A 22,000-nucleotide genomic window follows, 5' to 3' on the forward strand; every position below is an offset into this window, starting at 1 on the left:
GCCTACATGCTTTCCGGTGCAGAGACGCCGAGCAGGGAAAGACCATTGGCAAGGACCTGTTTCGCGGCCAGGATAAGTGCCAGCCGTGCATCCCGCAGCGTGCTCTCTTCCACCAGGAACTGATGGGCGTTGTAATAGGTGTGGAAGTCATTGGCCAGCTCCCGCAGATAGTGTGCGAGCTGATGCGGCTCATGGACCAGGGCCGCCGCCTCGACCACCTCCGGATAGCGGGAGACGGTCTGTAGAATGGCCTGCTCGTGGTCCTCCTTCAGCATCGGCAGATGGCGCAGCCCGGCCTGCTGGTCGTAGAACAGTCCCTTCTCCTTGAGCTGGTGCATCACCGAGCAGATCCGCGCATGGGCGTACTGAATGTAGTACACCGGATTGTCATTGGACTGGGATTTGGCCAGGTCCAGGTCGAAATCCAGATGCTGCTCGCACTTGCGGCTTACGTAGAAGAAGCGAGCGGCATCGTTGCCGACCTCTTCACGGAGCTCGCGAAGGGTGACGAACTCGCCGGAGCGGGTGGACATCTGCGCCTTCTCGCCGCCCCGGTAGAGGATGGCAAACTGCACCAGCAGCACATCGAGTAGCGAGGCATCGTCGCCGATGGCCTCCATGGCCGCCTTCACGCGCGGCACGTAGCCATGGTGGTCGGCACCCCAGACGTCGATGACCCGCTCGAAGCCGCGCTCGAGCTTGTCCATGTGGTAGGCGATATCGGAGGCGAAGTAGGTCTTCACACCGTTGTCGCGCACCACCACGCGGTCCTTCTCGTCGCCATAATCGGTGGAGCGGAACCACAGGGCGCCCTCTTTCTCGTAGAGGTGTCCCGAGTTCGTCAGCCGTTCGATGGCGGCATCCACCTTGCCCGACTCCACCAGGGAGCGCTCGGAGAACCACTTCTCGTAGGCAACGCCGAACTCCTCGAGGTCACGGCGAATATCGCCAAGGATGGCATCGAGTGCCGTATCGAAGATTGTCTGGTAGTTCTTTTCCCCCAGCAGGGTCCTGGCCTTGCTTACCAGGCCGTCGATATGCGCCTCCTTGTCGCCACCGGCCGGCTCATCCGCCGCTACTCCCTCGAACACGGCTGTAGCGGGATGGCGGAAGGCATCCCCGTGGTCCCGGTGGATGGATGCGGCGATATCCCAGATGTAATCGCCCTTGTAGCCATTGGACGGGAAGACCAGCTCTTCGCCGCAGAGCTCCAGATAGCGCAGCCAGACACTGGTGCCGAGAATGTCCATCTGGCGACCCGCGTCGTTCACGTAATATTCGCGATGCACCTCGAAGCCGGCAGCGGCGAGCAGGTCGGCTACGGTGGCGCCGTAGGCGGCGCCGCGGCCGTGGCCCACGTGCAACGGGCCTGTGGGATTGGCCGAGACGAACTCCACCTGTACCCGCTTGCCATTGCCGATGGTCGAACGGCCGAAGGCTTCGCCGGCCTCGAATACCTGGCCGACCACGGCCTGAAAGGCGGTCGGGGTCATGTGGAAATTGATGAAACCCGGCCCGGCGATCTCTACATTGGCGACCTGATCCGAAGAGGGGAGGCGATTGATGATCAGTTCCGCAATGTCGCGCGGTTTGCGCCGCGCCGGTTTTGCCAGAAGCATGGCCGCGTTGGCGGCGAAATCGCCAAACTTCTTGTCGCGGGTGCGCTCGATGGTGAAGTTGGGCACTGCGCATTCGAGTTCGCCATCTTGGCGCAGGCGCTCCAGTGCTGTACGGACCAGGTCCTCGAGGTGATGTTTCATCAGGCTAAATCAATACCGGTGATAAGGTGCAGGATGGAAATTAGCAGCCGCGACGGCGCCCGTCGCGTGAAGCCCCTTATTATCTTGCATCTTGCAGTGGGTATCCACCGCGGGCTGCTGCAAATTGCCATTCCGTGAGCGAGGGCAACTTACTGACCGTTAGGAAGGCGCCCCCGCGGCGGTTTTCCACGGGACTTTGCCCCGGGGGCGGCCCTCCACCGAAAAAACGGAGGCGTATTCCCGTGGGGCTCAAAACATCTCGCCGGGATCCACGTCAAGCGACCAGCGGACGCGCCGTCCGGTTTTCAGACCCTCCAGCTGCGGCGTCCAGCCGGCGAGCAGGCGATGCAGAGTGGAGCGCTGGTCGGACTGCAGCAGCAGCTGGGCCCTGACCCGTCCGGCGCGCTTCTCCATCGGGGCCGGAACCGGATCCCAAATCTCCACCCCCGGCAGGCCGAAGTCCACGGCCAATCTGCGCGCCTCTTCCAGAAAGGCGAGCGGCGCGTCGCGGTCGACCGCCTCGGCCCGCAGCAGTGCCAGATGCGAAAAGGGTGGCCAGCCGGTGTCACGGCGTTCATCGAGTAGACCTCGGGCCAGATGGCCGTAGTCGTGTTCGACCAGCCCGGAGAGCAGCGGATGCTCGGGAAACTCGGTCTGGATCAGTACCTCGCCGGGGCGCTCGGCCCGACCGGCGCGGCCGGCGACCTGAATGATGAGCTGTGCCATGCGTTCGGCCGCGCGAAAATCGGCGCTGAAGAGGCCCTGATCGGCACCGACGATGCCCACCAGGGTCACTTCTGGAAAGTGATGGCCCTTGGCCAGCATCTGGGTGCCGACCAGGATTCGTGCACGGCCGCCCCGCACCTCGTCCAGCAGATCGCCCATGGCCCCTTTGCGGCGGGTGCTGTCCCGATCGATGCGCACCAGTCCCACCTCCGGAAAGCGGCCGCGCAGGGATTCTTCCACCCGTTCGGTACCTTGCCCCACGGGCGCCAGGTCCACGCTGGCGCACTCCGGGCACTCGGTCGGAAGCGGCCGATCGGCACCGCAGTGATGGCAGCGCAGTCGCCGTGCACCCGCATAGTAGACCATGCGAGCATCGCAGCGCTCGCAACTGCTCTGCCAGCGGCAACCGCGACAGAACAGTGTTGGAGAGTAACCGCGCCGATTGAGGAAGATCAGCACCTGCCCGTCGGCCGCGATATGGCGCTCGGCGGCCTTGAGCAGTGGTTCGGAGAGGCCATCGGTGAGCGGATTGTGCCGTATATCGATGAGGTGCAGGTCCGGATGCAGGGCTGTCCCGGCCCTCTCCGGCAGCACCAGCGGCCGGTAACGCCCCTGTTGGGCATTGTGCAGGCTCTCCACCGATGGAGTGGCCGAGCCGAGCACCACGGGAACGTTGCTGAGACGGGCGCGCATCACCGCCACGTCCCGTCCGGAATAGCGGAAGCCGTCCTGCTGTTTGAACGAGGGGTCATGCTCCTCATCTACCACGATGATGCCCAGGTCGGCCATGGGGGTGAACACTGCTGAACGGGTGCCGATGACCACGGGGGCGTTGCCGTCTCGGGCCGCCAGCCATGCGCACAGCCGTTCACCATCGGAGAGTCCCGAGTGGAGGACGGCGATGGGAACCGGGAAACGCCTCCGGAAACGATCGATAAGCTGCGGGGTCAGGCCGATCTCCGGTACCAGCACCAAAGCCTGCCGGCCGGCGGCGAGGGTCCGCTCGATCATCCCCAGATAGACCTCGGTCTTGCCGCTGCCGGTGACGCCGTCGACCAGAAAGGCGCCGAAACCCTCGCCGTGGTCGGCTACCGCAGCGATCGCCGCCTCCTGAGGCGGGTTCAACAGGGGCCGCTCACCTTCGGGGTCCGCCTGCGGTGCAGGGAGGCAGGGTCCCTCCAGACTCTCCACCCAGCCCCGCTCCTGCAGGCGGGCCAGCGCCGGGCGCCAGGTGTCGAATTCAGCCGTCAGCGCCTCGGCAGTCAGGCCTTCGGGTGTCTTGCGCAGCCTATCGAGTAGCGCCGCCTGTTTGGGGGCCCGCCGTGGCTCTCCCTCCGCTTGAGCAAGACCCGCCTCACTGGCCCGGTAGCGCTGGATGCCGGTCGCATGCGCGACACGCCCCTGGCGGAGCAGTACCGGGAGCGCAGTCTGGTACACCTCTCCCGGAGGGTGGTGGTAGTAGTCCACCGCCCAGTCCAGCAGGCGTCTTTCGGTGTCACTCCAGAGCGGCTCCCGGTCCAGGCACTCGGTGACCCGTTTCAAGCGCCCGGCGGGAACATCGGTGTGGTCGACGACCTCGACCAGAACGCCGACCACCTGGCGCTTGCCGAACGGGACCCGAACCCGCTGCCCCGGGATTATCGTCTCAAGGGCGGCCCCCCCGGGCGGCAGGTAGTCGAACACGCGTCGCAAAGGGGAGGGGACGGCGATTCGAAGTACGGGTTCAGGCATCAAGGGTCTCTAACATCCGGTAGTGAAACAGGCCGTTTTACGGTGACAATTGAGATCGAATCTCCGGAAAATGACCTAACTATCTGTCTTTCCAAAAGTAGTGGAATTATCCACAAATCCTGTGGATAACTTTGTGGACAGATTGGGAAAAACGTCCCGTGACCCGCATCATTGTTACGCATGGGTTAGATTGCGCACAAAACAACCAATAGAAAAAGTTCTTTTTAAACAATTATTTATAGTAATTCAGTGCGAACTTATGGAGTGTGCTCAGGATCCGCCACTCCCGCACCAGAGCCAGGCTTTCGATTGTGTATAAAGTTTCAAAAAGTGGTTGTTATCGGATTCGGGTTTATGTTAGAGCGCCCCGAAATCCGATGGGCTGGTGGTACATGCGGGAAATCGTGTATGCCCAGGGGCTCTGAGTGCCACACTATCTTCCGCATGAACCACCAGGAGCCTGTCCGTCCAGACCTCAATCCTCCTGAACCATCCCGGGGGCGGGTAGACCGTCGATGCTGACGGCATTCTTGCGAGCGTGGTATTCCTTGATCCCTTCCGGTCCCTTTTTCTCGGTCCAGGCCATCAGTTCGTCGCGCTGACCCTTGTACTCCATGAGCGGGACGCCGAAGCCGCAGGAGCTCTGGATACGGCGCACATCGACCCGGACGATCTGTCGCTCTCCCTTGATGCTGGCGGGAAACAGGCAGCGTAGCGAGTCCCATTCCGGCTCTTCCGGTGTCACTACCATGCCTCGGCCGTAGAGCCGCAGGATTTTCGGTTTGCCGGAAAATGCGCAAAACATCAGCGTAATGCGGCCGTTCTCGCCCAAGTGAGCGGCGGTTTCATTCCCACTGCCGGTCAGATCCAGGTAGACGACCTCGCGTGGACCAAGGACGCGCAACGTATCCAGGCCGCGGGGAGAGAGATTGATGTGCCCCTCTTCGGACAGCGGCGCTGTGGCATTGAAAAACAGGGGCTGGGCCTCGATCCAGGCCGCCATTTCAGTATCGATTTCGGGGTAGAGTTTGGCCATCGAGTCCTCATTCAAGCCGGACGAAAAGAACCAAGAGTAAACGCAAATCGCAGGAAAACAACCATACCGTTCGTAAAATCGCAGCATGTGCGTGGTTACGTCATCATTGACTTGTGTTGTGCAGGAGGGGGAATGCTCCTGAAATGATTCATCCCTTGAATTTTCGAACCACGGGGAACACGGGGTGCACGGGGAGAAAAAACAACCGACCAACCTGTTTTACCCCGTGGTCCCCGTGGTTACCAGTTCTTCATTGGTTTGGAGTCGTATAATCTCCCGCGCATGATCCGGCCCCGGGATCCCGTAGAATCGACAACCTGTGGAAAGGAGGATAATGATGGCGATGTGGGATGCCATTGCACAGCAGATCGGAGAGGCCACCAGCGAGCCCTTTGCGGTGGATTCTACCCGCAACCTGGGCGGGGGCTGCATCAACAGTGTCTATTGGGTGAGTGGCGGCGGCCGCAGCTTTTTCGTGAAGAGCAATGACGCGTCACTTGCCTGGATGTTCGAGGCCGAGGCCGAGGGTCTTGAGGCCATGGCTGCCACCGGCACCATCCGTGTGCCGCGGCCGGTTTGTTGGGGTAGCGCCGGCGGACAGGCCTACCTGGTGCTCGAGCACCTGGAGATGGGCGGCAGCGTCCCGCCGGAGCGCTTCGGACGGGAGCTGGCGGCGATGCATCGGTCCTGCGCGGATCGTTTCGGCTGGCATCGGGACAATACCATCGGCTCCACCGCGCAACCCAATGGGTGGATGGATGACTGGATCCGCTTCTGGCGCGACCGGCGTCTCGGGTTCCAGCTGGAACTGGCCGCGCGCAACGGCGCAGCGAAATCTCTGGTGAGTCGGGGCGAGGAGTTAATGGAGTGCTTTCCGGCACTGTTCGACCGCTATACGCCGGTCCCGTCACTGCTCCATGGTGATTTGTGGGGCGGCAACTGGGCGTCGACCAGCGCGGGTGACCCGGTGATTTTCGACCCTGCCACCTACTACGGCGATCGCGAGGCGGATCTGGCCATGACCGAACTGTTCGGTGGTCCCGGCGCCCGCTTCTATGATGCGTATAATGCCGCTTGGCCGGTGGATGAGGGGTATGGGGTACGCAGGACCCTCTACAACCTCTACCACATCCTCAACCATTTCAATCTGTTTGGTGGCGGTTACGCCGCCCAGGCCGATCGCATGGTCGGAAGATTGCTGAGCGAACTGCGATAACAGACACCACTAAGCACACGGAGTCCCCTTCGTGTGCTCAGTGGTGAGAGGGCGTCCTGCGGTCATACAAACGTGGCTCGCCTTCGGGGCGGCGGCGGAAGCGCTTGTAGCTCCACTGGTACTGTTCGGGACAGCGCTGTACCGCCTGTTCGACCGCGTGGTTGAGTGCGGTGGCGGAGAGAGCGGGGTCCGGATCGTAGATGGCGTCTCCCACCGGAACGAAGTGGATGTGGTAGCTACCCTCCGGCAGGCGTTCGGCGAAGCCGATCACTACCAGTGCATGGCTTCTGGCGGCCAGTTTGGGGACCAGGGTCATGGTGAGCGCCGGGATGCCGAAGAAGGGGGCGAATACGCCCGCTTCGTAACCGGGGTCCTGGTCAGGAAGAATCCCCACCATCTCCCCCTTGGAGACCCGCTTGAGCAGTGCACGCACTCCCTTGGCGTCGGTCGGCACCAGACGCGCGCCCGTGCGTTCGCGGCCGGTTGTCATCAGCTCTTCGAGTGCGGGGCTGTCCGGCGGACGGTAAAGACTGGTGATTGGGTAATGGGCGCCCAGATAGAGCCCGATGATTTCCCAGGCGCCCAGGTGGGGTCCGGCAATGATCACGCCGCGACCCTCCGAGAGTGCCTGCCGCACCGCCGATTCGCCGCTGGTGCCCCTGACACGGGAGAGGATCTTTTCCGGGTCGCCGCACCAGGTCTGCGGCGCTTCGGCCAGGGTCTTGCCGGTTTCGATCAGGCTGCGGTGCTCCAGGCGACGCCGCTCGCGCGGTGACAGATCGGGCAGGCAGAGTTCCAGGTTGCGGCGGGTGACATCACGATTGCGGTTCGGGAACAGCCCGGCCAGCCGGCCCAGTAGTGCGCCGGCGGCGTGGGCCATCGGCAGGGGGAGAGCGGCAAAGGCTCGCATTAGAATGCCGAGCCAGCCGCTCTTTGCGGCGCAACCGGTCATTACGTCCCGTCCCCGGTTTTTGCGACCTCGTCCGGCGCCCCGCCCGGAGAGTTTTCGGTCATAAGCGGCCGCATGGCGGTGAGCAGGTTCTTGAACAGGTGCTTGTAGCGCTGCTCTTCCGAAAGCAGTAGCTGCTTCATGTGTTCGCGCTCGGTCGGCATGGCGAAACAGGCGGGACAGTTGTCCGGGATCACCGGCAACTCGGCGCTTTGTGCAAAGGCGGCGGTTTGCCGCTCCCGTGCATAGACCAGCGGCCGGATGATGCGCAGGTCACCAACGTCATTGACGTAGTGGGCCTTCATGGTGCGCAGTTGACCCCGGTGGAAGGCGGACATCAAAAAGCTCTCGGCTAGATCGTCCAGATGCTGGGCCAGGGCGATGACATTGTAGCCCTCGCTGCGCGCGGTGCTGTAGATCGTGCCCCGTTTCATCCGGGCGCAGAAGGCGCAGAAGGAGAAGCTCTTCTCGTCCTGATACTTCTCCGCTTCCCTGGCGATGGGCTGGCTGTTGTAGAAGTAGGGGACGCCAAGCCCCTCGAGATAGGGCTTGAGCGGAGAGGGGTCGAATCCGGGTATCTGCGGATCGACCGTTATCGCCCCTACTTCGAAGCGGATAGGCGCATGTCGCTGCAGATGCAGCAGGATTTGCAGCAGTGACAAGGAGTCCTTGCCGCCGGAGAGGCCCAGCAGGACCCGGTCCCCGTCGCGAATCATTCCGTAGTCGGCAATGGCCCGGCCGACGGGGCGTAACAGCCCTTTAGGTGGCTTGAGTGGTTTATCCATGGTGCGCGATTCTACAACAGACGGGACAAAGCAGAGAATGCGCTTTCCGATTGGTTGAACCTCGACCCGAGTGGAGGTGTCGAGTACCTATTCCCAGTGAAATTCTCAGGAGTCCCTCGATGGCCCAACCGGTACTCAGACACCTCACTCCTCGCGAAAGCTTTGAACTCCTGCAAAAGAATCCGCGCGCGGTTCTGATTGACGTCCGTTCCAATATGGAATTTCTTTTCGTCGGCCATCCCCGGGGTGCGGTGCACATCCCCTGGATCGATGAGCCGGACTGGGACGTCAATCCGAAGTTTGTCCGCCAGATCCGCGAACTGATGCTGGGTGGTGTGATCTGCGACGACGAGGTCGGCGGCTGTGCCCCGATTGTATTGATCTGCCGCAGCGGCAAGCGTTCGGTCGAGGCCGGCAAGGCCCTGATCGACGCTGGGTTCCAGGATGTCTACAACGTCCTTGACGGGTTCGAGGGCGATCTCGACGACAACCATCACCGCGGCACGCTCGCCGGCTGGCGCTACGATGGACTGCCGTGGGAGCAGTGCTAAATCAGCGTTCCAAATGAGTGTTTACCCAAATCGACACGCATAGGGCGGGCCGCGCCCGCCGCAACTGGAAGCCGCTCCTACGGGGCGTAGTGCACCGCTGCCATGTGGCTGAGAGTGGCGCATTTGAAGAATGCGCCCTACGGAGGCTTTCCTATTCGAACTGTGCCTTCAGGCGGTCGATGAAGGCATCGAACCGGTTGGCAGGCAGGGCGTTGATACCTGCCGCCGCTTTACGGCCGCCGCCGGTCGGGAACTGGCGGCAGAGCTCGTCCGCTCCCTCCGGATTGGCCGTGGGTGCGCGTACACTCACCTGGTAGTTGCCGTCGGGCAGCATCGACAGCAGGGCGTGGGCGCGTTCGGGATGGCGTCGGGCCAGTGCATTGCCATATACCCCTCCCACGCGTCGGCTCCACTTGGCGTCCGGCAGCACGTAAACGGCATAGGCCTCGCTCTCCAGCTCCGGGCGAAGCGATTCGGCACGCTCCATATCGGTATGGAATCCTTCGCGGAGTTTTTCGTAGGCCGGATCTTCGCTCATGAAGACGAAGGGATCTGCATAGGGACGTATACGGCGGTAGAGGTCGTCGGGTGCAAAGAACAGGTCATCGATGCTGGTACCGTAGCCGTTGTAGTTGAGACAGATCCCCAGCTCCTTGAGCGATTCGAGCTTCACATCGTCCAGCTTGAGCGGTCCGGCCGCACGTAGCGCCGCATCGGTGAGATTGTCGCCGAATGCAGCGGCTACGGCCCAGGGGCGGTAGCGTCCTTCCAGCCGGGCATTGACCAACAGCGCGGTACATACGTCCGAGGCGGTATCGATGAGCACTTCAAGGTTGGGGTGCTCGGGGATTTCCCCTGCGTAGTGGTGGTCTATATAGCGAACGGCGGCCCCCGCTTTCAGGAGACGGTTCACCCCGTCGCGATTCTTGTCGAACGAAACGTCGAGCACCGTCACCCGATCGCCCTCACCGGCATCGACCCGGCCCAGCAGGGCAATATCCCGCTTGACTCCGGTCACCAGGACAGCATCATCGGCGGGTTCGTGCAGGCGAAGCTGGTGGAGTGCACAGATGCCGTCGGCATCGCCATTGAAAACATCGTAATCGGTCATCGAGGGGTGGCTTCCCGGTTAAATCCCACGCACAAGGCTACCAGCTAATGTCGCAAGGCGCTGCTTCTGGCTGGGATTACACCGCTCCGAACAGGTGATGGCACGCGGTAGGGATTGACCCGGCTGGGCGGGGCCGGGTCGGAAAAGCCTCAGAACCGGGTAACTACGCCCAGGGATATGGCGTCGATGTCTTCATCGCCCACATCCATGAAACGCTCGATCTCCAGGCGCACACCGACCTGTTCAGTCACCGAGTACTCCGCCCCGAGTCCGAGAGTGGCATCCGTACCGGAATCATCACTCACCGGCACGCCGGTTCCATCGACCGAGGTATCCCAGGCAAAGGCACCTACCTTGCCGAATACCGAAGTGGTGGGCGTGATCGGATAATGTCCCAAAGCCGCAAGCTCGAACCCGTCCACCTCGACATCGCCGCCGTTGGCTTCGTACTCACCGAGATAGGCATAACCCAGCTGAAAACCCAGCCAGCGGTTGTGCTGATAGCCGCCAAAGAGTTTGCCGCCCCACTCTTCGTCGAAATTGCCTACGTCGTAGTCTGCCCAGGTACCGTTCAGGCCGACATACCACTGCGGTGCATCTCTATCCGCCTCCAACAGTCCCGGAGTACCCTGAGCCACTGCCGGTGAAGCAGCGGCCCCCAGTGCGGCGAAAAGTCCGCCGCAAATCCAGTTTGCCTTTTTCATGGTCACCTCCCTGTTTAGAAAGTCTTCCTGTCGTGCGCATAGATTAGCCAGTGACTGCCGGGTTCATATCGTGGCGAATACGCAGAACCGTCGGGCATTTTCGCAAGCCGCCCACAGAGTGCCTGTTGTGCGTCGCGAGGTCCGTTGCTACGACTCTTGATGAGCAGCCTGGAGGTCGGATGCAAGAACCGAACTATGGCGAGATCGTTTACCGCCTCGACAAACATGACCGTATTTTTCGGGTCAATGAAAGCTGGAATCGCTTTGCTGGCGCGAACGGTGGTTCCGAGTTGCGTGCGCCCCGCATCCTGGGGCGGGTGGTCTGGGATTTTATCGTTGGTGAGGAGGTGATTCGGTTAAATCAGGCGCTGCTGGAGCGGGTTCGGAGCGGGCACCACCTGTTCGACCTGCCGTTTCGGTGCGATGCGCCTTCCGTTCGCCGCTTCATGCTCATGGATTTATGGCCCCTGCCCGACAGAGGGGTTGAATACCGCTGCCGTGTTCAGTACCGCCAAGAGCGGGAGCCCATCCGTTTGCTCGACCCCAAAGAAAGAAGAGAGGGGAAGCGGCTCCGCATGTGCAGTTGGTGTCGGCGAGTCGACATAGGCCGCAACACGTGGGTGGAAGTGGAAGACGCCATCTCTCTGCTCGATCTGTTTCTTCGGGAAAAACCGCCACCGATCACCCATACGCTCTGCCCGCGGGATAAACACCTGCTTGATCACGAAAACGGGTAAAACCCCGTACGTGCTGCTCTCCCTTATGCACATTCCTGTGGAAAACGCGAAGGCGTCTTACGGAAGTGGCAGCGCAGCGCGGAAACAAGCATAAAATCGTCATAAGTCAATGAAATCATGAAAATTAAATTGCTGGTCAGAAAATATTCAATTTGAGGTTAGGCGCACAGCAGTACGGGTTGGAAGCGGCTATTTGCAAACTGTCCACAAAGTTATCCACAAGTTCTGTGGACAACCGGTAAAAGCTTCACAGGTGCAGATACTTAACCCAATGAGCTGGAATTTTCCTCACGTTTGTGGCCACTTCCGCCCACTTTGCGGGAGGAAACGCCACCTCCGTGCTAGAATTCCCGCCCAATTTCCTCAAATGATGTCCAAGCACCAGCATGTCCAAATACACCACCGAACGCGCCCGTCTTCTCGAACAACTCCTGGCCGAACGCATCCTTATTCTGGATGGCGCCACCGGCACCATGATCCAGCGCCACAAGCTGGACGAGGCGGGCTTCCGCGGTGAACGCTTTGCGGACTGGCCCAGCGACGTACGCGGCAACTCTGACCTGCTGGTGCTCTCCCGGCCCGATATCGTTTACGAAATCCACGACGCCTACCTGGAGGCCGGGGCCGACATCATCGAGACCAACACCTTCGGCGCCACCCGCGTCGCCCAGGCCGACTATGGCATGGAGGAACTGGTCTATGAAATGAACCTCGAGGGGGCGCGCCTCGCCCGCGAGAAGGCGGACGAGTGGACGGCAAAAACACCGGACGACGTACAGGGACGTACTAGTGCCGCGGGAGGCAGGATGCCGGGAGCGGCCAAACCCCGTTTCGTCACCGGCGTACTCGGCCCGACCAACCGCACCGCCTCCATCTCCCCGGACGTCAACGACCCGGGCAAGCGCAACATCGATTTTGACACCCTGGTGGAGGCCTATAAAGAGGCCATCCGTGGCCTGGTCGACGGCGGCTCCGACCTATTCCTGATCGAGACCATCTTCGACACCCTAAACGCCAAGGCTGCGGTGTTCGCCCTGGAAACCTATTTCGAGGAGACCGGCACCCGCCTGCCGGTGATGATCTCCGGCACCATCACCGACGCCTCCGGCCGCACTCTTTCGGGCCAGACCGCCGAGGCCTTCTATAACTCCCTGCGCCACGCCCGGCCCATCAGCTTCGGCCTCAATTGTGCCCTGGGCCCGGCGGAATTGCGCCAGCATATCGACGAGCTCTCGGGCCTGGCCGAATGCGGCGTCTCCGCCCACCCCAACGCCGGTCTGCCCAACGCCTTCGGCGGCTATGACCTGGGGCCGAACGAGATGGCAGGCCACATTCGCGAGTGGGCCGAGGCGGGCTTCCTCAATATCGTCGGCGGCTGCTGCGGCACCGGGCCGGACCACATCCAGGCCATCGCCGAGGCGGTCAGTGAGTGTTCGCCACGCAAACTCCCCGAGCGCCCGGTGGAGTGCCGCCTCGCCGGCTTGGAGCCGCTCAATGTGGGCCCGGAGTCGCTGTTCGTGAATGTCGGCGAGCGTGCCAACGTTACCGGTTCGGCCAAGTTCAAACGGCTCATTCTGGAGGAGAAGTTCGACGAGGCCCTGGACGTCTGCCGTGAACAGGTGGAGAACGGCGCCCAGATGATCGACGTCAACATGGACGAGGCGATGCTCGATGGTGTCGCTGCCATGCGCACCTTCCTCAACCTGGTCGCCTCCGAGCCCGACATCTCCAAGGTGCCGGTGATGATCGACTCCTCCAAGTGGGCGATCATCGAAACCGGCCTGAAATGCATCCAGGGGAAGGGCGTGGTCAACTCCATCTCCATGAAGGAGGGCGAGGAGGCCTTCATTCGCCACGCCCGCCTGCTGCGCAAATATGGCGCCGCCGCGGTGGTCATGGCCTTCGACGAAAAGGGCCAGGCCGACAGCTACGAGCGCAAGACCGAGATCTGCAGGCAATCCTACGATGTGCTGGTGAACAAGGTCGGCTTCCCGGCCGAGGACATCATCTTCGACCCTAACATCTTCGCCGTTGCCACCGGCATCGAGGAGCACAACAACTACGCCGTCGACTTCATCGAGGCGACCCGCTGGATCAAGCAGAACCTGCCCCACGCCCTGATCTCCGGCGGGCTCTCCAATGTCTCCTTCTCCTTCCGCGGCAACAACCCCGTGCGCGAGGCGATCCACGCCGTATTCCTCTACCACGCCATCCACGCCGGCATGGACATGGGCATCGTCAACGCCGCCCAGCTTGCCGTCTACGATGAACTCCCCGAGGAGTTGCGTGAGCGGGTGGAGGACGTCATCCTCAACCGCCGCGAGGATGCCACTGACCGCCTGCTGGAGATCGCACCGAAATACGCCGGCACCGGCGAAGTCGCCAAGAAAGAAGACGAGGCCTGGCGCTCCTGGCCGGTGGAAAAACGCCTCGAACACGCCCTCATCAAGGGCATCGACGCCTTCGTGGTCGAAGACACCGAAGCGGCCCGCCAGAACGCCAAGGCCCCCATCGATGTCATCGAGGGCCCGCTGATGGACGGAATGAACACTGTCGGCGACCTGTTCGGCGACGGCAAGATGTTTCTGCCCCAGGTGGTCAAATCCGCCCGTGTGATGAAAAAGGCGGTGGCCCATCTCATCCCCTACATCGAGGCGGCCAAGAGCGAGGGTGCACGCCCCAACGGCAAGATCCTCATGGCCACCGTGAAGGGTGACGTCCACGACATCGGCAAGAACATCGTCGGCGTCGTGCTGCAGTGCAATAATTTCCAGGTAATCGACCTTGGCGTTATGGTCCCCGCCCAGAAGATCCTCGATGCCGCCAGAGAGCACGACGTCGATATCATCGGACTATCCGGCCTCATCACTCCCTCGCTCGAAGAAATGGCACACCTCGCCTCCGAGATGCAGCGCCAGGGCTTCACTCTCCCGCTACTCATCGGCGGCGCCACCACCAGCAAGGCGCACACTGCCGTCAAGATCGATCCCAACTACGACCATCCCGTGGTCTGGGTCAAAGACGCCAGCCGTGCCGTCGGCGTCGCTCAAAACCTCATCTCGGAAAGTGAAGGCACCAAAGACAACTATGTCGCCGCGATCAACGCCGAACACGAAGCCGTGCGCGAACGCCACAACAAAAAGCGCAGCGAGACCAAGCTCACCCCGCTCGCCCAGGCCCGCGAAAATCGCCTGAAGATCGATTGGGAGGATTACGAGCCCCCAAGGCCCAAAGTCCTCGACGCCCTAACCGATGCCGGTAGGAGGGGCGCCCCTGCCGCGATTGGCCTAAACGAAGCCGAAACCGGCCCCGTCACCATCGAACCCAAAGGCGCCGGCGTCCTCGTCCAATTCGCCGACATCCCCCTGCAGACCTTGGTCCCTTATATCGACTGGACCTTCTTCTTTCACGCCTGGGAACTCAAAGGCGTCTTCCCACGCATCCTGGAGGACAAGGAAAAGGGCGAAGAGGCCAAAAAGCTTTACACCGACGCCCGCGGGATGCTCGAGCAGCTTATCGCCGAGAAGTGGCTCCACGCCGCTGCGCAGGTCGGCATCTATCCCGCCAACAGCGTCGACCACGATGACGTCGAGCTCTACCAGGACGAGGAGCGTACGGAAGTGCTCACCACCTTTCACTTCCTGCGCCAGCAGAGCGAAAAGCGTCCCGGCCAGCCCAACAAGTCCATGGCCGACTTCGTCGCACCCAAAGAGAGCGGCAAGAAGGACTACCTTGGCGGCTTTGCCTGCACCACCGGCCTCGGCATCGACGAAAAGGTCGCCGAATTCGAGGCGGCCCACGACGATTACAACGCGATTATGCTCAAGGCCCTTGCCGATCGCCTCGCCGAAGCCTGCGCCGAATGGCTGCACCAGCAAGTGCGTAAAACCATCTGGGGCTATGCCGAAGACGAAAACCTCGACAACGAGAGTCTCATCAAAGAGCAGTACCAGGGCATCCGCCCCGCCCTCGGTTACCCGGCCTGCCCGGACCACACCGAAAAGGACACCCTCTGGTCCCTGCTACAACCGGACCAGGCCATCGGCCTCACCCTCACCGAGTCCAAGGCCATGGTGCCCACCGCGGCCGTCTCCGGGCTCTACTTCAGCGCACCGGACAGCAGCTACTTCGCCGTCGGCAAGCTCGACCGCGAGCAAGTCGCCCAGTACGCCGAACGCAAACGGCTGTCGCTCGCCGAGGCCGAAAGGTGGTTGGCCCCGAATCTCGGCTACGAAGCCTGATTAGGCTCTGACTACAGGGAGATCGTCGGTAGGAGGCGCGCCTCGCGGCGATTTCCTACGCGGTCTTAATCTGCCAAGACCAAGCGAAAGGTCCTCCTCCCTCCGGGAGACGACTGCAGGACGCAGGAGGTAGAGCAACGCACGTCGCCATGGAAGGCGGTGGGACACAACGCATGGAGCATGTTGTCGAGGAGCAGTTCCTCCGTCCCTCTTCCGTCCGCATTCGACTCAGACCCTCACTTCATTTATCCCCTGAATGGGCCTCCAGGTTCGCGGATTCGGTTTAATCGACTCTGACCCCATCATTATGATTTCCCAAGATTTAGCAGTTCCCGACGAACAACGCAGCGCCGAAAGCCTCCTGCGCCACGCCCCGGTCCTGGCCGACAGCCTCAACCACCGTCAAACCGCCCTGCTTAGTCACGCCCTACGCCACCCCGGCCATGGCTACACCGTGGCGAGCCATAAACGCTCCCACCAGGTCACCACCCAGACCGCCCGCACCGACTTGCTCAAGCTTGCCGAATCGGGACTCCTGGAGCAGAGAAAGCGGGGCCGCGCCTTCGTCTTCCATGCCCCCGCTGATTTGGGCGACCGAATCAAAGCGACCAGTCGGAGTTGAAAACCCCGTTCTGGTGAGAAGGTAGTTAGTACGGCGCACGATTTAATCGACTCTGACCCTGTTTATCCCACCCTGTTTATCCCGGAAATATGGTGCGGTAACGGCATCCCATAGTTCTGTGAATCGATATAAGGGAAGCGAGATGCTTTTATATTTCGCTAAAGCGAGATATAAAGGCCTTCGCAAGCCACATATTTTGGGGCCGAAAAATGGAACGTAGCGGAACCTACCGCCAAACCCTTTCTGGATATAAGGCCTTTTTCCCGGCCGACTTGCCGCCGGAGCCCCCGGTCAGCCTGGATGGCGACCTGGTGCTGCTGCTATCAGAGGCCGACCGGGCGCTGGGCGCCATCAATACCATCGCCAGCGTCCTCCCGAGCACGGACCTGTTCGTCGCCATGTTCATTCAGAAGGAGGCCTTGCTCTCCTCTCAGATCGAGGGGACCCAGTCTTCACTGACCGACGTTCTCGGGGCGGATGAGGAGCACATCCCCACTGCCGACGTCGGCGAAGTGGTCAACTACGTCAAGGCCATGCGCTACGGGCTGCGCCGCCTTCTCGATGACGACTTCCCGATGTCGCTCCGGCTCCTGCGTGAGATCCATGGCGTGCTGATGCAACAGGTGCGCGGCGGAAAGCCCGCGCTCACTCCCGGCGAGTTTCGCACCGGCCAGAACTGGATCGGCGGGGCCAACCTGAAAACAGCACGTTTCATCCCTCCGCCACCGGAGGCGATGCAATCCGCTTTGGATCACCTGGAGAAGTACCTCTACGTCAGCGACGATCTCCCGGTACTGGTTCAGTGCGCCCTGATTCACTATCAGTTCGAGACCATCCATCCCTTCAACGACGGCAATGGCCGACTTGGGCGCTTACTGATTACCTTCTTTCTGGTTTGGCGCGGTGTCATCGAAGAGCCGATGCTCTATCTAAGTGCCTACCTTAAGACCTACCAGCAGGAGTATTACGACCGCCTGATGCAGGTTCGCAACAGCGGCAACTTCGAGGCCTGGATCCGCTTCTTCCTCGAAGGAGTGGTGAGTGTCTCCGATCAGGTCGTTAGCACGACCAAGCGGCTACAGCAGCAGGAGCGCAACGATACCGATCGTCTTATTGACATCAATGCCGGCCCCGATGCCGTTCGCCTGCTGCGTCACCTGATGCAGCAGCCGGTAGTAATGGTGAAGGACGTGCAGCAGGCGCTGGGAATTACCTACGGAAAGGCGAATGCCCTTATCTCCACCTTTGAGCGCTGCGGTATTCTTCACCAAATCAGCCAAGGCCGGCGCAACCGAAAATTCTCCTACAAGCAATATATCGACATCCTCGCGGAAGGCACCGAAATGACCCCCGGTGACGAGACTCCCCAAGCGAGCACGAAATGAGCACCGCAGCAAAATCGTACTCGGCAAGCGGGCCGTCACTGCGGATACGGCCGTGCAGATGGCTGTAAAAACCCGCGCATATCATGATGGCCAGCAAATCAGTCGCTAAGGCGCCAAGCGCCCACAGCAACTAACTAGTGCGGGTTTAATCGACTCTGACCCTATTTATCCCCGAGCAATTCTGGATGGGACTTCAGGACGACTACGAACTCGAAGAGGCACACGCCGCACTCGGCAACCGCTTGGGTACAGAGGTGAAGCGGTTGCGAGCCTGAGTAGTTGTTCCGAAGGGGACTGCGACGGCCTCGTACCCACTTAGCTTCCGTCGGGTGCGGCAGGGACCCGAAGGAATGCACGGAAGTGACAACTGCCGTTCCCAAGCCGCCAGTTAGGAAACCGGGTCTTGAGCAGGCCTGTTCAGGCTAGCGCCTCCGGTTTATTTGACTCTGACCCTATGGCTCTGACCCTATTATTTCCAGCCGCGACATCTCCGAACGGATCGAGGCCGAAAAAGCGTTGATGCGCCGAACCGCGGAACTGGAGCGAATGAACACGGAACTGGAGGAGTTCGCCTACATCGCCTCACACGACCTCAAGGCCCCCCTGCGCGCGGTGGCGAACCTTTCCCTGGTGGTGGCCGAGGACGCCGGTGATCGGTTGGACGACGAGAACCGCCGTCTGTTGTGGCTGATGCGTGACCGGGTCACCGCCATGGATGCGCTGATTGACGGGCTGCTGCGCTATGCCCGGATCGGCCGCGAGGCACGCCATCCTTGCCCGACCGAGTGGTCCCGGTTGTTGGGCGAACTAGTGGCGAACCTCGAACTGCCGGAAGGGTTCCGGGTAGAGTGGGAACCCACGATGCCTCCGATGGTGACCGACCCGCTCGAACTGCGGCAGGTGCTGCAAAATCTCATCGCCAATGCGGCTCACCATCACGATCGGCCTGAGCAGGGGCACGCATGGGTCGGAGTTACCGACTGCGGGGACCACTGGTTGCTTGAGGTGGCCGACGACGGGCCGGGCATCCCCGAACACATGCGCGGCGAGATCTTCAGCATGTTCCGCACCGGTGGGGCACCGGGCCACACCGGGATCGGACTGGCGGTGGTCCGGAAGATCATTCTGGCCAACGGAGGCCGCATTGAGGTGGACGGCAATACGCCTCGCGGTGCCGTTTTCCGAATCGAATGGCCGAAGGTCCGCTGAAGCTTCCACGATACGCAGAGATAGCGGGGCAGGTCTTGGGTGTCTCGGGGTCAGCAGGTCCCGGGGTTCGAGGCCCCGACAATCGCTATGCTCTCACCCTAATGCATGATTGCAAGGGCTGACCCCGCAATCCCGATCCCAGGGAAGGGGTGAAGGCGGCTCCAATGGCGAACGGTTTAATCGACTCTGACCCTGTTTATCCGCTGTTTATCTTTATCCCCCCCGACTCTGAGCGCATTTATTCTTCAATTCGCGGCGACAAAGTCCGATTGCTTGCAGCCGAACATTGGGCGTATCCTAAACAAACGACTATGATCTGCTGATAACTGGAATGGATGCTAAAGGACTTGAGACTTTGCTGGATCTGGATGGTCAAATCTTCGGCCAGGAAGGTGGATACTGGATCAAGGTCGAAGCTAAACGGGTAGCCGCTACGCCCAACCGACCACACGGAGTCAGCTATAGCCTGACCTTGCATGCCATCGATGGCCGTCGGGTTCTGGGATTCGATAACGCTCATGCCGTTCGGGTGCGTGGCAATCGTTTTTCAGGACGGTGTCTTGAATATGATCACCGGCACCGCACGGAAGAGGACGAAGGAACTCCTTATGAATTTGAAACGCCCGAGCAACTGTTGGCGGACTTCTTCCAGGCGGTGGACCGCTACTTGAAAGATCAAGGTGTTCTAAAGCGATGAACAAACGCAAAATCCGCATCGGCGTCATGCCGCAGGAACAAATCCGAGCCCGCGCCCTCGCCATTGCTCGCGGCGAGTACTGCCCGAAGCCGACCGATCCCAAGGTCTGGTTCCCTTCCATGCGCTCGCTTGCCGAGGTGCTCAGCGATAAGAACCGAGCGCTCTTACGGCATATTGCCGAAACGCATCCTGCATCGCTGGAGGAACTCGCCCAAAGCACCGGCCGAAAAGCCAGCAATCTCTCCCGAACGCTTCGAACACTCTCCAATTACGGGCTGGTGGAGCTAAAGCGCGACCGCCGCTGCGTCCGGCCGATCGCAACAGTTACGGAGTTCGAAATCCGCGCCTGACGTGTGAGCGGCCACCATCGCGATATTTAGGTAGGAGGCGCGCCCTCGCGGCGATTTCCGGCGAAATCCCGCTGGAGGAGTTCCTGGTCCCGCTTCGGATCAGTCAAAACCGGCTCGCCCGGGATATCAATGTCTCCCCTCACCGTATCACGAAACTGGGATCGGATTGGCGGTGGTCCGGAAGATCATTCTGGCCAACGGAGGCCGCATCGAGGTGGGCGGCAATACGCCTCGCGGTGCCGTTTTCCGAATCGAGTGGCCGAAGGTCCGCTGAAGCTTCCACGATACGCAGAGATAGCGGGGCAGGTCTTGGGTGTCTCGTCTGGCTTTATTCGACTCTGACACTATTTATTTCCGCAGCCGCCCCACCCGGATGGAGGAACCCGCCAGGGGCGCGCCCTCTTCACCTCCGCCCATGCCATCCCGACCACGATTGGCCCGGCCCGGCACGATTCGGTACTCTCTCCTAACAGAACCCAATGAACGGGTCCGGTGCCGGCGACCGGAAGGCGAACAGGACAATGGACGAGACAGGACGTATTCAGCGCGTGGGCGGAAATCGCAACGGTGTGAGCATCGACCCCTCCGGTCACATCTTCCCCGAACTCGGCAGCAAGTCGGCCCTAAGCGTTGACCCAAGCAGTAAGCTTGCTTACCATTTACTCAACACACCCGCCAAGCCTATGCCGACTTCGGTCGGTACGCTCAAATCGTGCGGGTTTTTTTATGCCCGGAGGTTGCGGGCATGAGACGTTTCGCCAAACCACCCCTCACCATCGAAGAGCAGCTCCAACTGCTCAGAAACAGGGGGCTGACCATCCTGCACGAGGAGCGTGCCAGCCGTTTCCTCGAGGTCGTGAGTTTGTTCCGGCTCAGTCCCTACATGCGGCCCTTTCAGCACGGCGGCAACCCCGATCACCATTTCCACGCAGGAACCACACTTCGACAAATTGTCACGCGCTACCGGTTCGACAGTGACCTCCGCAGCCTCGTCATGGAGGCGGTAGAACGCGTCGAGGTGGCGGCACGCGCCTGCATCAGCAATCACATGGCACCGGCCTACGGCGCCCACTGGTATTCAGAGCGCCGGCATTTCAAGCGGGAGTTCGACCATGATCGTCTCGTGGGCGAACTGCAAACCAAGCTGGAGCAGGAGGCCCACCACTTCCGGCGTGAAGCCGAGCGTATCCAGCAGAGCCGTGCCAGCGATGAGACCAAGGCCGAGCGAATCGAACACCGCAAGCGCGACAACTACTTCCGCTTCTACGGGCAGACCTACGCTGAGCCGCCGCTCCCCCCTTCTTGGGCCGCGCTGGAGGAGCTTAGCCTCGGGGCCTTGTCGCGTCTTTATAAGGGTATTGCCCGCGACTACGACCGAAAGCAGATCGCCAACCGCTTCGCCCTGCCGCAGCACGTGTTTGCCTCCTGGCTGCACACTCTGACATTTATCCGCAACTGCTGCGCCCATCACGCGCGGCTGTGGAACCGCGAACTTCCGCTGCCGCCCAAACGCCCCAAGAGCCAATCCTGGTCCCTGCCCCACGCTGAGCCCGGCCAGCCGGAGCCGGGACGCAGGATATTCGTCGTGCTGTTAATGCTCGCCTACATGATGAACCGCATCGCGCCGGACCACGCCTGGAAAGAGCGTCTCGTCGAACTGCTCGACCGCTACCCCGACGCGCCGCTCGGGTCCATGGGGTTTATCGGCAATTGGAAACGGCACCCGGTCTGGGCTGGGGAGGTCTAGGTCTGAGCAAGGAACGTCTCCGGCCCACGGCCACAATTGGACCGGCCCGGCACGATTCGGTACTCTCCTAACCAACCCAATGAATGGACCGAAAGCCGTCAATCGAAAGGCGAACAGGACAATGGACGAAAGATGTGTTCAGCACGTAGACGGACACCGCAAGGGCGTGACTACACGCCCCCTCCGATCATACCTTCCCCAAATTCGGCAGCAAGTCGGACCGAGAGCGCACCGGCCGTACAATACAGGGGAATGGCGATGAAGTCGGTTCGGCGCCGGATCGTTGGACAGGAATAATTGACTCTGACCCTGAGGAATCCCCACGAATACGTAGACTAAGTATCTGACCAGCAAAGGAATAGGGGTGGACATGCATCTCCCGACGTGATCTTCTTGTGGTTGCGAAGCCGAAGAAGTCATCCGAAAAGGAGCAGAAGATGCAC

18 protein-coding genes and 1 pseudogene are annotated in these 22,000 nt (G+C 61.2%); 12 read left to right on the forward strand and 7 right to left on the reverse strand.

Annotated features, from left to right (window positions below):
- Positions 1-2: 2 nt before the first annotated feature.
- The 3 genes from argS to BLP65_RS15230 all read right to left on the reverse strand — a co-directional run bounded on the left by argS (position 3) and on the right by BLP65_RS15230 (position 5,253).
- Entirely contained in the window at positions 3-1,760 is a 1,758-nt protein-coding gene (gene argS, locus BLP65_RS15220; protein WP_092998939.1) for an arginine--tRNA ligase, read from the reverse strand.
- A 249-nt stretch (positions 1,761-2,009) separates the two neighbouring features.
- Complete coding sequence (locus BLP65_RS15225) at positions 2,010-4,217, reverse strand: primosomal protein N' (RefSeq protein WP_175452615.1); 2,208 nt, start codon at positions 4,215-4,217, stop codon at positions 2,010-2,012.
- Between the two features lie 475 nt (positions 4,218-4,692).
- Positions 4,693-5,253: a pyridoxamine 5'-phosphate oxidase family protein gene (locus BLP65_RS15230; RefSeq protein ID WP_092998943.1), complete on the reverse strand. Its 561-nt coding sequence runs from the start codon at positions 5,251-5,253 to the stop codon at positions 4,693-4,695.
- A 337-nt stretch (positions 5,254-5,590) separates the two neighbouring features.
- Between BLP65_RS15230 and BLP65_RS15235 the strand changes: the two genes are divergently transcribed.
- Positions 5,591-6,469 (forward strand): fructosamine kinase family protein, encoded by an 879-nt coding sequence (locus BLP65_RS15235; protein WP_092998945.1) that lies wholly within the window; start codon positions 5,591-5,593, stop codon positions 6,467-6,469.
- Between the two features lie 37 nt (positions 6,470-6,506).
- Here the strand turns inward: BLP65_RS15235 and BLP65_RS15240 are convergent, their stop codons facing one another.
- Positions 6,507-7,421, reverse strand: a complete 915-nt coding sequence (locus BLP65_RS15240) for a lysophospholipid acyltransferase family protein (protein WP_092998947.1) — start codon at positions 7,419-7,421, stop codon at positions 6,507-6,509.
- Positions 7,421-8,203, reverse strand: a complete 783-nt coding sequence (locus tag BLP65_RS15245) for a tRNA 2-thiocytidine biosynthesis TtcA family protein (protein ID WP_092998949.1) — start codon at positions 8,201-8,203, stop codon at positions 7,421-7,423. The genes BLP65_RS15240 and BLP65_RS15245 overlap by 1 nt, the downstream gene beginning before the upstream one ends.
- A 119-nt stretch (positions 8,204-8,322) precedes the next feature.
- Between BLP65_RS15245 and BLP65_RS15250 the strand changes: the two genes are divergently transcribed.
- A complete protein-coding gene (locus tag BLP65_RS15250) occupies positions 8,323-8,754 on the forward strand; it encodes a rhodanese-like domain-containing protein (protein ID WP_092998951.1) in 432 nt (143 codons plus the stop codon).
- A gap of 151 nt (positions 8,755-8,905) precedes the next feature.
- Here BLP65_RS15250 and BLP65_RS15255 read toward each other — a convergent pair whose 3' ends face one another.
- Together BLP65_RS15255 and BLP65_RS15260 are read right to left on the reverse strand one after the other, a co-directional pair.
- Positions 8,906-9,865, reverse strand: a complete 960-nt coding sequence (locus tag BLP65_RS15255) for an acetyltransferase (RefSeq protein ID WP_092998953.1) — start codon at positions 9,863-9,865, stop codon at positions 8,906-8,908.
- A gap of 149 nt (positions 9,866-10,014) precedes the next feature.
- Positions 10,015-10,569, reverse strand: a complete 555-nt coding sequence (locus tag BLP65_RS15260) for an outer membrane beta-barrel protein (RefSeq protein WP_092998955.1) — start codon at positions 10,567-10,569, stop codon at positions 10,015-10,017.
- Between the two features lie 179 nt (positions 10,570-10,748).
- Here BLP65_RS15260 and BLP65_RS15265 point away from each other — a divergent pair, with 179 nt between their 5' ends.
- From BLP65_RS15265 to BLP65_RS15305, 10 genes and pseudogenes are all read left to right on the forward strand, one after another.
- The gene (locus BLP65_RS15265; protein WP_092998957.1) at positions 10,749-11,306 is read left to right on the forward strand and encodes a hypothetical protein; all 558 of its coding nucleotides are present in this window, start codon (positions 10,749-10,751) and stop codon (positions 11,304-11,306) included.
- A 386-nt stretch (positions 11,307-11,692) separates the two neighbouring features.
- Positions 11,693-15,547, forward strand: a complete 3,855-nt coding sequence (metH, locus tag BLP65_RS15270; RefSeq protein WP_092998959.1) for a methionine synthase — start codon at positions 11,693-11,695, stop codon at positions 15,545-15,547.
- Between the two features lie 307 nt (positions 15,548-15,854).
- Positions 15,855-16,169: a Fic family protein gene (locus BLP65_RS15275; protein ID WP_092998961.1), complete on the forward strand. Its 315-nt coding sequence runs from the start codon at positions 15,855-15,857 to the stop codon at positions 16,167-16,169.
- Positions 16,170-16,378: 209 nt separating this feature from the next.
- Positions 16,379-17,554, forward strand: coding sequence for a Fic family protein (locus BLP65_RS15280; protein ID WP_092998963.1), 1,176 nt, complete (start codon positions 16,379-16,381; stop codon positions 17,552-17,554).
- Between the two features lie 173 nt (positions 17,555-17,727).
- Positions 17,728-17,829: pseudogene (locus BLP65_RS17450) on the forward strand (HigA family addiction module antitoxin); the annotation flags it as partial.
- A 271-nt stretch (positions 17,830-18,100) separates the two neighbouring features.
- Positions 18,101-18,763 carry a sensor histidine kinase gene (locus BLP65_RS15285; protein ID WP_175452616.1) on the forward strand — a complete coding sequence of 221 codons (663 nt, stop codon included), beginning with the start codon at positions 18,101-18,103 and terminating at the stop codon, positions 18,761-18,763.
- Between the two features lie 331 nt (positions 18,764-19,094).
- On the forward strand, positions 19,095-19,460 hold the full coding sequence (locus BLP65_RS15290) for a toxin-antitoxin system TumE family protein (RefSeq protein WP_092998967.1): 366 nt from the start codon (positions 19,095-19,097) through the stop codon (positions 19,458-19,460).
- Positions 19,457-19,810, forward strand: a complete 354-nt coding sequence (locus tag BLP65_RS15295; RefSeq protein WP_092998969.1) for an HVO_A0114 family putative DNA-binding protein — start codon at positions 19,457-19,459, stop codon at positions 19,808-19,810. The genes BLP65_RS15290 and BLP65_RS15295 overlap by 4 nt, the downstream gene beginning before the upstream one ends.
- A 172-nt stretch (positions 19,811-19,982) precedes the next feature.
- Positions 19,983-20,084: a HAMP domain-containing histidine kinase gene (locus tag BLP65_RS16780; RefSeq protein ID WP_139181530.1), complete on the forward strand. Its 102-nt coding sequence runs from the start codon at positions 19,983-19,985 to the stop codon at positions 20,082-20,084.
- A gap of 471 nt (positions 20,085-20,555) precedes the next feature.
- Complete coding sequence (locus BLP65_RS15305; protein WP_092998973.1) at positions 20,556-21,557, forward strand: Abi family protein; 1,002 nt, start codon at positions 20,556-20,558, stop codon at positions 21,555-21,557.
- Positions 21,558-22,000 lie beyond the last annotated feature (443 nt).

It is taken from the genome of Thiohalomonas denitrificans (assembly GCF_900102855.1).
GTDB lineage: Bacteria > Pseudomonadota > Gammaproteobacteria > Thiohalomonadales > Thiohalomonadaceae > Thiohalomonas > Thiohalomonas denitrificans.